12 protein-coding genes and 1 other annotated feature (1 of these 13 cut by a window edge) are annotated in these 13,057 nt (G+C 51.1%); all 12 genes read left to right on the plus strand.

What is annotated here, in order from left to right; translation table 11 throughout:
• Positions 1-171: a binding site (T-box leader), on the plus strand; it begins 90 nt to the left of the window's first position.
• A gap of 90 nt (positions 172-261) precedes the next feature.
• The 12 genes from L3D05_RS06510 (at position 262) to minD (ending at position 13,052) form a co-directional block, all read left to right on the plus strand.
• Positions 262-2,928 (plus strand): valine--tRNA ligase, encoded by a 2,667-nt coding sequence (locus tag L3D05_RS06510; protein ID WP_239615197.1) that lies wholly within the window; start codon positions 262-264, stop codon positions 2,926-2,928.
• An 8-nt stretch (positions 2,929-2,936) separates the two neighbouring features.
• Complete coding sequence (locus L3D05_RS06515; RefSeq protein WP_239615198.1) at positions 2,937-4,331, plus strand: bifunctional folylpolyglutamate synthase/dihydrofolate synthase; 1,395 nt, start codon at positions 2,937-2,939, stop codon at positions 4,329-4,331.
• A gap of 7 nt (positions 4,332-4,338) precedes the next feature.
• Positions 4,339-5,721: a UDP-N-acetylmuramate--L-alanine ligase gene (gene murC / locus L3D05_RS06520; RefSeq protein ID WP_239615353.1), complete on the plus strand. Its 1,383-nt coding sequence runs from the start codon at positions 4,339-4,341 to the stop codon at positions 5,719-5,721.
• Between the two features lie 131 nt (positions 5,722-5,852).
• Positions 5,853-7,205, plus strand: a complete 1,353-nt coding sequence (locus L3D05_RS06525) for an SPOR domain-containing protein (protein ID WP_239615199.1) — start codon at positions 5,853-5,855, stop codon at positions 7,203-7,205.
• Between the two features lie 131 nt (positions 7,206-7,336).
• Complete coding sequence (locus tag L3D05_RS06530) at positions 7,337-7,579, plus strand: DUF4321 domain-containing protein (RefSeq protein WP_239615200.1); 243 nt, start codon at positions 7,337-7,339, stop codon at positions 7,577-7,579.
• 21 nt (positions 7,580-7,600) lie between these two features.
• Positions 7,601-8,212, plus strand: a complete 612-nt coding sequence (locus L3D05_RS06535) for a Maf family protein (protein WP_239615201.1) — start codon at positions 7,601-7,603, stop codon at positions 8,210-8,212.
• Between the two features lie 52 nt (positions 8,213-8,264).
• Positions 8,265-8,954 (plus strand): RadC family protein, encoded by a 690-nt coding sequence (radC, locus tag L3D05_RS06540; protein ID WP_369417952.1) that lies wholly within the window; start codon positions 8,265-8,267, stop codon positions 8,952-8,954.
• 86 nt (positions 8,955-9,040) lie between these two features.
• A complete protein-coding gene (locus tag L3D05_RS06545; RefSeq protein WP_239615202.1) occupies positions 9,041-10,072 on the plus strand; it encodes a rod shape-determining protein in 1,032 nt (343 codons plus the stop codon).
• A 65-nt stretch (positions 10,073-10,137) separates the two neighbouring features.
• Positions 10,138-10,986 carry a rod shape-determining protein MreC gene (mreC, locus tag L3D05_RS06550; protein WP_239615203.1) on the plus strand — a complete coding sequence of 283 codons (849 nt, stop codon included), beginning with the start codon at positions 10,138-10,140 and terminating at the stop codon, positions 10,984-10,986.
• 2 nt (positions 10,987-10,988) lie between these two features.
• Positions 10,989-11,513 carry a rod shape-determining protein MreD gene (mreD, locus tag L3D05_RS06555; RefSeq protein WP_239615355.1) on the plus strand — a complete coding sequence of 175 codons (525 nt, stop codon included), beginning with the start codon at positions 10,989-10,991 and terminating at the stop codon, positions 11,511-11,513.
• A 77-nt stretch (positions 11,514-11,590) separates the two neighbouring features.
• A complete protein-coding gene (locus L3D05_RS06560) occupies positions 11,591-12,253 on the plus strand; it encodes a septum site-determining protein MinC (protein ID WP_239615204.1) in 663 nt (220 codons plus the stop codon).
• A 4-nt stretch (positions 12,254-12,257) separates the two neighbouring features.
• Positions 12,258-13,052, plus strand: a complete 795-nt coding sequence (gene minD / locus L3D05_RS06565) for a septum site-determining protein MinD (protein ID WP_239615205.1) — start codon at positions 12,258-12,260, stop codon at positions 13,050-13,052.
• Positions 13,053-13,057: the final 5 nt, after the last annotated feature.

The following is a 13,057-nucleotide window of genomic DNA, read 5'->3' on the forward strand; positions in this document are numbered from 1 at the left end:
ACACGCTGCTGCAAGTCGCCCTGGAGTTTCCTGCTTGAATAATCGTCCGTTTCGGGACGAACCTGTAGAGCGGGACGGTAGCAACCGTTATCTTGCAACGAGTGCCGTTTCGGGTAATGATGCCGAACGGAACGAAGGTGGTACCACGGAAGTTTACCTTTCGTCCTTTGCGACGGGAGGTTTTTGTGTTTTTTTAAGCATCTTTACGAGGAATATTTCTCAGTAAAGCCGAATTGACGTCTTATGGAGGTAGTGTCACTCATGTCCGAATCCCAAGAACGCCTTAACGTCGAAATGCCGACGACCTATGATCCTACAAGCGCAGAACGCAAATGGTACGATCATTGGCTGAGCAATGGTTATTTTCAAGCTGGACGTCGTCCCGACGCCCCTAAATACACCATTGTCATTCCCCCCCCGAACGTAACGGGTATGCTGCACATCGGCCATGCCCTTGATTTTACTTTGCAGGATATCCTTATCCGGTTCAAGCGGATGCAAGGGTTCGATGCGCTATGGCTTCCGGGCACCGACCATGCCGGAATTGCTACGCAGACCAAAGTAGAACAGAAGCTCCGCGAAGAAGGCAAGAGCCGATACGATCTGGGGCGCGAAGCGTTCCTGGAGAAAGTGTGGGAATGGAAAGAGCACTATGCGGGTACTATCCGCGAGCAATGGTCAAAAATGGGCTTAAGCCTAGATTATTCGCGCGAGCGATTTACTTTAGACGAGGGGCTGTCCAAGGCCGTTCGCGAAGTGTTCGTTCGGTTATACGAGAAAGGCCTTATCTACCGCGGCAAAAGAATCATCAACTGGGATCCTGCGGCGCGGACAGCGCTATCGGATATTGAGGTCGAATATAAAGAAGTTAACGGGCACCTGTATCATCTTCGTTATCCGCTCGCGGACGGCAGCGGCCATATTACGGTTGCGACGACAAGACCGGAAACGATGCTTGGGGATACCGCTGTCGCCGTTCATCCTGAGGATGAGCGCTATAAGCACTTGATAGGACGCATGATCCTACTCCCGATCGTCAACAGGGAAATTCCGATTATCGGAGACGAGTACGTCGAGAAGGAGTTCGGAAGCGGAGCTGTCAAAATTACGCCGGCTCATGATCCTAACGATTTCGAAGTAGGCGCAAGACACGAGCTTCCTCAGATTACGGTCATGGACGAAGGCGGACGAATGAACGAGCACGCCGGTCCGTACCAAGGGTTGGATCGCGCGGATTGCCGCAAGGCGATCGTTAAAGATATGCAAGAGCAAGGAATCTGCATCCAAATCGAGGACCATGTACACCAAGTCGGCCACAGCGAACGTTCAGGCGCGGTTGTCGAGCCTTATTTGTCCACGCAATGGTTCGTGAATATGAAGCCGCTAGCCGAGAAAGCGATCGAATCGCAGAAGTCGGGACAGGGCGTTAATTTCGTTCCGGATCGCTTTGAGAAAATATACTTGCACTGGATCGAGAATGTTCGCGACTGGTGTATTTCCCGCCAGCTCTGGTGGGGCCATCGGATACCGGCATGGCATCACGAGACGACAGGGGAGATACACGTCGGAGCAGAAGCTCCGGAAGGAGCGGATCAACCGGACTCCCCGTGGAAACAAGACAACGACGTTCTGGATACGTGGTTCAGTTCGGCTTTATGGCCGTTCTCGACTTTGGGCTGGCCGGAAGATAGCGACGACTTTAAAAATTACTATCCGACCGGAGTACTCGTCACCGGATACGACATCATTTACTTCTGGGTTGCCCGAATGATCTTCACCGCGCTTGAATTCACGGAACAAATTCCGTTCAAGGACGTTCTCATTCATGGGCTCGTCCGCGATGCCGAAGGACGCAAAATGTCCAAATCGCTGGGCAACGGAGTCGATCCGCTTGAAGTCATCGAGAAATACGGCGCGGATGCGATGCGTTTCATGATTTCCACGGGCAGTACGCCTGGACAGGATTTGCGTTTCCGGTTCGAGAAGGTCGAGCAGGCGCGTAATTTCGCGAACAAGATTTGGAATGCGTCCCGGTTTGCCCTCATGAATCTGGAAGGCTTCAGCTACGATCAAATCGACCTTAGCGGCGAATTGTCGACGGCTGACCGTTGGATTCTTCATCGCTTGAACGAGACCGCGAGGGATATTACCCGGTTGATGGAAAGCTACGAGTTCGGGGAAACCGGACGGTTGCTATATAACTTCATCTGGGATGACCTATGCGACTGGTATATCGAGTTCTCGAAGCTTACGCTTTACGGAGACAATCCGGCGGCTAAGCGCAGCACGCAATCCGTGCTTGCTTACGTGCTGGATCGCACATTGCGTTTGCTGCACCCGTTCATGCCGTATCTCTCCGAAGAAATCTGGCAGCATTTGCCTCACGAACCTGGAGAGACGATCATGTTGTCTTCATGGCCGGAGTATCGCGCCGACTTCGAGGCAGCGAATTCGCTTAAGGAAATGGAGCTCTTGATGGAAGCCATCCGCGCAGTACGTAACGTTCGCGCGGAAGTGAACGTATCGCCGGGCAAGAAAATCGAGCTATTGCTTAAACCGACGGGAGAAGCGGAAGAAGGCATTTTCCTCCGGAACGAAATTTACGTCCAGCGCTTCTGCAACACGTCGTCTTATACGCTCGACCGCGCATTGACGCCTCCCGACAAGGCCATGACGGCTATTATCACGGGAGCGGAGCTCTTCTTCCCGTTAGCGGGCCTCATCGACATCTCGCAAGAGATTGCGCGATTGACGAAGGAAGTCGACACGTTGAATGCGGAAGTCGATCGCGTGGAGAAGAAGTTATCCAACGAAGGCTATATTGCCAAAGCTCCAGCACACGTCGTGGAGCAAGAACGTGCCAAAGGCCAAGATTACAAAGATAAACGAGATAAAGTGTTAGCCAGAATTGCCGAGCTGCAAGGGTGATGGAGGAGATGAGCGGAATGAACAAGAACGACATCTCCCCGTCGGTAGGTTTTCAAACCGCGGAAGAGGCGATGGCCTGGATTACGGGCCTCACTTCTTTCGGTATCCGGCCTGGACTTGAACGAATCGCGCAGCTAATGGAAAGCTTCAATCATCCCGAGCGGAGATTGAAGTTTATCCATGTTGCGGGGACGAACGGCAAAGGCTCGGTTTGCGCTTATTTAACGAGCGTGCTAAGGCAGAGCGGATATGATGTGGGGACCTTCACGTCCCCTTATCTCACCTCCTATTCCAATAGGCTCCAATATAATGGGCAAGATATTGAAGACGAAGATTTAGTGAGGCTTGCTAATTTACTGAAGCCCGTCGTAGAGGACATGGCGCAGAGCGAGTGGGGTTCCCCGACCATGTTCGAGGTGACGACCGCGCTGGCGCTGCTCTACTACGGAACGGTCGTTTATCCGGATTTTGTCGTATGGGAAACCGGCTTGGGCGGACGGTTGGACGTGACGAACGTCGTAACGCCAATCGTAAGCGTCATTACGAACGTCGGTCATGATCATATGGACGTTCTTGGGCCAACCATAGCCGATATTACTCGAGAAAAAGCAGGCATTATCAAGTCGGGAGTTCCGGTCGTCTCCGCCGTTTCGCAGCCGGAAGCGATTGAGATCGTCAGGAATACTGCCAAAGCGCGTCAAGCAACTTTGTACCTGCTGGGAGACCAATTTTCATATGAAACGTTAGCCTTGGCGGAAAATGAGCAAAAGTTTTCTTTTCAAGGTCCGTTCCGTGCTTTACAATCGTTAACGGTGACGATGAACGGAGCACATCAGGTCACGAACGCCGCTACGGCGCTAATGGCCTTGGAAGTACTTCGGCAGTATTACGCTTTGATCGTAGACGACGAAGACTTGGCCGTTGCACTTCGGAATACGGCATGGCCGGGCAGGCTGGAGATGGTTTCGCACAATCCGAGGATACTTATTGACGGCGCACACAATCCTGAAGGCATGGAAGCGCTCAGCGATGCTCTTCGGGAGATCTATAAGTTCGATCAATTAAATGTGATGATGGCAATGATGCCGAATAAGAATCATGAGCATTCCCTGCGGCATATACTACCAATGGTGGATACGCTTGTGATTACGGAACCGGATTTTCATAAAAAAATGAATGCCGACGAGCTCGCGGCCATAGCTAATCGGCTGCGTTCGGAGCTCGGACGGCCGCGGAATGTGATCGTGGAACCGGATTGGCGCCGTGCTCTGGAGCTTCTGCAAGAAGCTTCATCATCGTCCCAAGCCGAGCATCCACTAAATGTGATTACCGGCACTTTGTATTTGATTGCCGATGTTAGATCGTGGGTGCTTCATGGAACGAAATCTGAAAAAGGCTGGTGAAGCGTTGTTGCGGACCGCTGAACACGTGCATTTTATCGGTATCGGAGGATATGGAATGAGCGCCATCGCCCGGGTAATGCTGGAGATGGGTTATCAAGTGTCCGGTTCCGATGTGGTACGCCAGGAATTGACCGACAAGCTGGCGGCCAAAGGAGCACAAATCTATATAGGTCATGAACCGGAGCATGTCCGGGGTGCTGATCTGGTTGTTTATTCTACGGCGTTGTCCAAAGACAACGTAGAGCGTCAAGAAGCAGAGCAGTTAAACATTCCGATTCTGCATCGGGCTCAGATGTTGGCTCGTCTTCTTAATTCCCGTATGGGAATCGCCGTTGCGGGAGCGCACGGCAAAACGACGACATCTTCCATGATCGCTCTTGTCATGGAGATATGCGGGTTAGACCCTACTTATATTATTGGCGGGGAAATCGTGAACGTCGGCACGAACGCGAAAGCAGGCAAAAGCCAATTCGTCGTAGCCGAAGCCGACGAGAGCGACGGGTCGTTCTTGCAGTATGAATCCGCCGTTGGCGTCGTAACGAACATCGAAGCCGATCATCTGGAAAATTACGAAGGGGACTTCAATAAGCTGAAAGAAGCTTATGTTTCGTTCCTGAGGAATATTAAGCCGGAAGGCTGCGCCGTCGTATGCGCGGATGACGAGAACGTTCGGGAATTGTTGCCTCAAGTGAGCGGACAAAGGATCATCACTTACGGTATGGAATCCGCAGACGCGGAGTACCGTGCGACCGATATCCAGCTTGGAGACCGTTGCGCCACGTTCACGGTAAGCCATCATGGCGCTGTTCTCGGCAGCGTGACATTGTCGGTGCCGGGTAAGCATAACGTGTATAATGCGTTAGCTACTCTAATCGTTTGCCTCGAAGCTGGAGCGGAATTCGACTCGATCGCGGAAGCGATCCGCGAGTTTCGCGGTGCTAAACGTCGGTTTCAAGTGCTTGGAGAAGTGAAGGACATGCTCGTCATAGACGATTATGCCCATCATCCAACGGAAATACAGGCGACCATTCAAGCGGCGAAAGCGACGGGCAAACGGATCATCGCGGTATTCCAGCCTCAGCGCTATACAAGGACATTCTTCTTGCTGGATGCCTTTAGCAGAGCGTTCGCGGAAGCGGACGAAGTGATCATTACCGACATCTACTCTCCGGCTGGAGAACAAAGAATCGAAGGGATCAATTCCCGCAAGCTAGTGGAATTGATCGCTCAGAATAGCAATTCCAACGTCAGCTACGTTCCGACCAAAGAAGAAGTAAGAGATCAGCTAGCAGAACGTATTGCGCCAGGAGATCTTGTTCTGACGATGGGGGCAGGGGACATCTGGAAAGCGGCGGATGAGCTTTCTCGTATTTTGCGCGAACGCGGGTAAAATAATGGACGAAACAACCTTCGGCGTAACGTCGGAGGTTGTTTCTTTTAGAACCCTCCCTACAACGATCATAATTCTCTCTCTTCTCTCATATTCTAATTACTAGATTGAGGGACAAGGGGAGACGCAGCATGCCATCAAAAGCAAGGATGACGATCCGATTCGAACCGCCGGTTAAGCCGCAAGATCAGACGAAGCCGACTTTTTTACCCGTCGATCTTAAAGCCAAGCCTTATCTTCAGAAGGATGAGCTTACGATCGAGCCTCTGATCGAGCCTACGGTCGAGCAAATTCTTACGACGTGGAATAGTCCTTATCAAGACGATATACATGCTCTGGAAGAGATTATACGAAAAACGGAGAAAGTAAAAGAAAATCCAAATCCCGCCGTCCGTCCGGTTCGTCAAATAAGCCCGGTCACGGACGATCAATTAATCCGCTTGCCCGAGCGTTACCGGAAAGACGTGACGAGTGGCGAGTTACCGGCAGAACGCTGGACATTGGAAATGCCGGAGTACGACCAGGAAGAACATCGGGAAGCGGGATGGTATAATCGCGCGGCCAACGTTCGTGAGGAGGGACCGGGACCGTCATGGGGGCGGGTATTCCTTTCCGTAGCTGCGGCAGTTGGCACGGGAGCCCTGTTCGGTTATATGGTGCTTAGCTTATTTACGGGGGAACCGCTGTTTCCCGGTAAATCCGGAACGGCTGCGCAATTTCCCGTACAAGCCTCGCCTAGCCCATTGACGTCATCTACAAGCGGACCTGTAACTCAACACGAACCCGTTTCGTCCGATTCCGTGGCGGGGGGCGATGAGAAAGTTGGAACTTCCGTAACAACATCTTCAGCTTCGCAGGTCAAGGCCGATGTTTATTACATGCTTCAATACGGCGTGTTTCAGAATAAGAAAAGCATGGAGACGGCAGTCCAACAGTTACAGGAAAAGGGTCTCGTTTACGCATCCGAAGCAAGCGAAGGCTATCGGGTTTACGTCGGGGCGGCAAGAACGCGGGATGAGGCGAAGCAGCTTGCCGAGCAAATGCCGGATACCGAGATTTATATTAAGCCCATAGGCGGAGAACAGTTGGAGGTTCCCGCATCCGAACTCTCTGACGCAGGCGTCGAATTCATGAAGGCAAGCGCAGGATTAACGCGCAAGCTGGCGCAAATCTCGGCGACCGGCCTGCAAGAGAAGCTGCCAACGAAATTGGGCGACGTGGATCTGGCATCCTTGCAAGAAGCGCACCAGCAGTGGCTGGCGACGATTTCCGCCGCGGATAAAATAAATAGCAAAGAGATAGAGGACGCGAAAACCATCGTACAGGCTTTAAATGCCGCGATGGTTTCGATGACGGAATTTAATCGGAAGCCTTCGCGTTCTCATCTGTGGAGCGTCCAATCATCTGTAATGCAAGCTTTGCTCGCTGACCGTCATATGCGATCTCTTATTCAACCGGAAATCGACGGGGGAAGCGGATCGTAAACCGATATCGGGACTTTAGAACGGGGCGGCCTGCAACCTTGGGGCTGTCTTTGTTTTATACGTTGTGTGACTTGTCCGAGGAACGTATAATGAGTAGACGGGTGTCAAAAAATGGTGGGAGACGGACAATCATGAAGAAAAACGGATGGATTTTGCTGCTGTTTATTTTCTTAGGAATACTGGCCGGAGCGTTGGTTGCCATCTGGCTTCGGGAGGTTCCAGGCCTCACCTTTTTAACTCGTGCGATCCAGGTAAGCTGGTCCCCAGCTGCGGATTTGTCGGTGATCAAGTATAGTTTGAATTTAAGTTTTAACTTCAGCTTGTTAAGCGTGATAGGCGCAATCTTAGCGATATGGCTTTACCGCAAAATGTAATTCGAAAGGAATAGTGACTACATGCAGCCCGTTACGCCGCATCTCTCGAAACTTGTTCTTGCTTCCGCTTCTCCACGCAGGCAAGAATTGATATCATTGCTGGGGCTTCCGGTGCGAATATTGCCAAGCGAGGTGTCAGAAGAGACTCCGGATCAGTGGTCCCCCGTAGAGATCGTAGAAGGTCTCGCCCTACGCAAAGCTTTAGCCGTAAAAGAAAAATTAACCGATTCGTCGGATGAATCGTCTATTATCGTGGGTAGCGATACGATTGTTGTGTTGAACGGTAAAGTGATGGGAAAACCTACTAACGAGCAAGATGCCGGGCATATGCTCGAGCAGCTTTCCGGACAAACCCACGAGGTATTCACCGGCGTATCGTGCATTCGGGTATCCGATGAGAAGGCGGTTACTTCCCATCGCGTGACGAAAGTAACGATGAGGAAGTTATCCACGGATCAGATCGCCAGATACGTAGCGACGGGTGAACCTATGGATAAAGCCGGAGCATATGGAATTCAAGAGATCGGATCCCTGCTGATCGAGTCTATCGAAGGCGATTATTTCAATGTAGTCGGCTTGCCGGTCTCTCTCTTAGCCGTCTTGCTGGAGCAGTTCGATATTACCTTGCCTTGAACGACGAAGCCACTTCCGCGGCCGACGCGGCATTCAAAGGTAGGTTTACGCTGTGGAACAACGATCCTTCCGCCTGCGCGAGATTCCTTCTGAAGAACGACCGCGGGAACGCATGCAACGATACGGCGCAGAGGCGTTAAGCCATGCGGAATTGCTGGCGATATTGATCCGGACAGGCACTTCCAACGAGTCTGCCATTCATCTGGCTCAACGTATTCTTAACGAATGCGGAGGACTAAGAAAGCTAGCAGAACAGAATTGGGAAGAGCTGACGCATATTCACGGGATTGGACCGGCGAAAGCGTTACAGCTTCAAGCCTCTCTTGAACTGGGGAGAAGGGTGGCACGCTCCAGGCTGCCCGAGATGGTGAAGATCACTTGTCCGCAGGATGCGGCCGACCTGCTGATGGAAGAGCTTAGGCATTATCGGGAAGAACATTTCGTATGTTTATTTCTCAACACCAAAAATCAAGTTATCGGCCGTCAGACGTTATCCATCGGAAGTCTGAACGCTTCAATCGTCCATCCGAGAGAAGTGTTCAAAGCGGCCATCAGACGAAGCAGTGCTTCTATCCTTTGCGCTCACAATCACCCAAGCGGTGATCCTGCTCCGAGCGCAGAGGATATTCAGCTCACGAAGCGATTAAGGGATGCCGGGCAACTGATCGGGATTGAGCTTCTCGATCATTTGGTAATCGGTGACAATCGCTTTATAAGTTTGAAGGAGATGGGTTGCTTGTAATATAATATAAAGGATTGTCCCGACGACTGAAACGCATCTAGAGAAGCGTCAACATAGCAGTCGCGGTCAAAGCAGGAGGTAGCAGAATGGTTGGAGGATTTACGAGAGATTTAGGAATCGATCTTGGAACTGCAAATACGTTAGTGTACATCAAAGGCAAAGGAATCGTTGTCAGAGAACCGTCGGTGGTCGCTCTGCGTACAGATACAAAGAAAATCGAGGCGGTCGGCTCGGATGCCAAAAAAATGATCGGTCGCACGCCTGGGAATATCGTTGCCATTCGTCCAATGAAGGACGGGGTTATCGCGGATTTCGAGACGACGGCAACGATGATCAAATACTTTATTCGCCGTGCCCAGAAGCCGCGGTCGCTTTTCCCGCGTCATCCGAATGTTATGGTCTGCGTGCCATCCGGCATTACGGCCGTCGAGAAGCGTGCGGTAGAAGACGCGACGAAACAAGCAGGAGCTCGCGAGGCTTATATTATTGAAGAACCGTTCGCAGCCGCAATCGGCGCGGATTTACCGGTATGGGAACCGATGGGCAGTATGGTCGTCGATATCGGAGGCGGTACGACGGAAGTGGCGGTTATTTCCCTTGGCGGGATTGTAACTAGCAAATCCATAAGAATTGCCGGAGATGAGATGGACGATGCGATCATCGCCTACATTAAGCGCCTTTATAATCTCATGATCGGCGAAAGAACTTCCGAAACGCTGAAGATGGAAATCGGTTCGGCAATGCCGCTCGATAAAGTAGAATCCATCGAAATCCGCGGTCGCGATCTCGTAACAGGACTTCCTAAGACGTTGGCCATTACTTCGGATGAGATTACAGAAGCGCTGTCGGATACCGTTAATTCGATCATCGATGCCGTAAAAGTGACGTTGGAGAAATGTCCTCCGGAGCTGTCTGCGGATATTATGGATCGCGGTATCGTATTAACGGGGGGCGGAGCTTTGCTTCGCAATCTGGATAAGTTGCTAGCGCGCGAGACCGGAATGCCAGTCTTGGTCGCGGAGAATCCATTGGATTGCGTAGCGATCGGTACGGGCAGAGCTCTCGAGAACATTCATCTCTTCAAGTCCAAAGGCGGGGCTTCCCGATCTGGACGCTAATATTATTATGATGCAGAGAGGTTAAGATCAGGACGGGAAAGCAGGTGGGCGGGATCTTTCGATTAATGCGCAACAAGCGATTGTTTATCCTCATGATCGGGCTTATCGTCTTTATCGCTCTCATGGGGTTTACGATGGGCCGAACGCGCTTGACCTGGCCGGAGAAATTTCTCAATGATGCCTTTGGTACAGCGCAAGGTGCTTTGTATCGGCCGGTCGGAGCGGTCGCGGATTTCTTCCGTGACCTCGGCCGGCTTTCCGATGTATATGAGGAGAACGAACAATTACGCCAGACGGTAGCCCAATATACGCAAGACCAGGTCAAATTCAATTTACTGGAAGCGGATAATAAGCGGTTGCAAACGGCGTTACATTTTACTGAACAACAGATGAACATGGATAATTACCGCTATCTGATTGCTCAGGTCATAGGCAGCACATCCAATCCCTATGAAAAAACGATTACGATAAATCTCGGCAGCCGGGACGGAATCAAGCCCGAGATGGCCGTGAGAACAGTCGATGGCCTAGTAGGTTTGGTCAGCAAGGTCAAAAATTTCACTTCCACGGTGACTTTAATTACGAGCCTTGATCCCAATTCTTCCAAGGGTACTCCAGTATCCGCAACCTTCCTAGGAAAACCGGAATCATTCGGAATCATTGAATACGATGAAGAAACCCAATCCCTTCAAATGACCAAGATCGATGAGCATGACAAACCCGCGGACGGAGACCAAGTCATTACTTCCGGTTTAGGGAGCTTATTTCCTAAAGGCATCATTATCGGTAAGGTCAAGAACAGTCAGGTTGGTGATTTTGGGCTCACTTACACAGCCATAATCGAGCCTGCGGCCAAGTATAATCATCTGCGAGAAGTATTCGTCGTCGTCGTGCCAGAGGTGGAAGAGCCGTGAACATGCGAATCAACTGGGTGATTCTGTGCGGTATAGTGCTTCTTATCGTAGAGAATGCCATCGTGCCTTGGGTTGTGCCCCCGGAATGGAGCGAAAGGCTGCTACCGCATTTGAACCTGATCCTGACATTGTTCGTCGCGGGTTACGCGGGACGCCATATCGGGTTTCTGTTCGGCCTTGGTTTCGGTTTGCTCCAGGACATGCTCTCTTACGGTTATATGATCGGTCCTTATGGCTTCGGAATGGGTTTGATCGGTTATTTGGCAGGGCTCATTGCGGAACGCAAAAGCTTCACGCTCGGCTTTTTTGCCTGGGTTGTCATCGTGCTTGGAGTGATGCTAGATTCGATCGTTTATTCCATTTACAGATTGTTTCGGATCACCGACCTTCAGTACGACTTCATTTTCTATTGGCAGATCGCTCCGACTTCGCTTCTTCAGTTGATGATTGCGCTGCTCATGTACGTTCCAGTTCGTCGCTTCCTGGTTAAACCTTCGCTCTCTTCGGGAGAGGATTCCCCGGATTAAGCATCGTTTAAGCCTGACAGGCAGGAATTCCGCTTCTCAAAGCAGAATTTCAATTACCGTAGGGAGGAGCGGACAACGTGACTGGCAAAATATACATTACAATCAAAGGAACGAAGGAAGGCCTAGTCTTTCTATTGGACGACAAATGCGATTTCACCCTTCTATTGGATGAGTTGAATTCGAAGTTAGATAAGCATGTTCAGCAATTTACCGGACCGATCGTCCATATTTTCATAAAGCTTGGATCTAGGCAATTGGAGGAGGAGGACAAGGAACGTATCCGTTCCATTCTCCGCAAGCAAGGAAATTTGTTGATCCAGTCCATTGAAAGCGATCCTCCGGTCGTGGATCCGAATTTGAAGCTCGCGCCGACGTTGCATACGATGACCGGCATTATCAGATCCGGGCAGACGGTCGAATTCGAGGGACATTTGCTTCTTCTAGGGGATGTCAATCCAGGAGGAACGATTAGATGCAGCGGGGACGTGTACGTGTTAGGAGCTTTAAGGGGAACCGTACACGCTGGCAAAGACGGAGATGTAGAGGCTATCATAGCGGCTTCTCTCATGAAGCCGACCCAACTCAGGATTGCGGAAATCATTAGCCGACCGCCGGATGAGTGGACATCCGCGGAGCCATGGATGGAATATGCGTTCCTACGCGAAGGTACGATGGCCATTGACAAAATGACGAGCCTAAGCCGTCAACGCAAAGAAGTCATGCTGTTCAGAGGAGTGTAGTTAGATGGGAGAAGCGATCGTTGTCACCTCGGGCAAAGGCGGAGTCGGCAAAACGACGACGTCAGCCAATCTAGGCACGGCATTGGCGATTATGGGGAAAAAGGTATGCATGGTGGATACCGATATCGGGTTAAGAAATCTCGATGTCGTCATGGGGCTTGAGAATCGAATTATTTACGATTTGATCGACGTGGCCGAAGGCCGCTGCCGGGTTAACCAGGCTTTGATCAAGGATAAACGGTTCGATGAGCTTTACATGCTCCCTGCTGCCCAGACGAAAGACAAGAATGACATTTCGCCGGATCAAGTACGTCAGATTATCGAAAGCTTGAAACCGGATTTCGACTATATTATTATCGATTGTCCTGCCGGAATCGAGCAAGGCTTTCGCAACGCGATAGCAGGCGCGTCCCAAGCCATCGTCGTGACTACGCCTGAGAATGCCGCAGTCAGGGACGCCGACCGGGTAATCGGGCTGCTCGAGAAAAGCAACTTCCCGTCTCCTAAGCTCATCATTAACCGGATTCGCCCGAACATGATGAAGAGCGGGGATATGCTGGAGATCGAAGATATTTGTCAGGTGCTTGCCATCGATTTGATCGGAATCGTTCCGGATGACGAGTATGTGATCAAAGCGGCGAATTCCGGAGAGCCGACGGTTATGAACGTGAATTCGCGAGCGGCGATCGCTTATCGCAACATTGCTAGACGCATCTTGGGCGAGACGGTACCTTTAACCCAACTGGAAGAGAAGTCGGGCATGTTCCGCAAAGTAAAGAAGTTTTTGGGAATGGGATGATCGGA

The organism is Cohnella mopanensis (assembly GCF_022352055.1).
GTDB lineage: Bacteria > Bacillota > Bacilli > Paenibacillales > Paenibacillaceae > Cohnella > Cohnella mopanensis.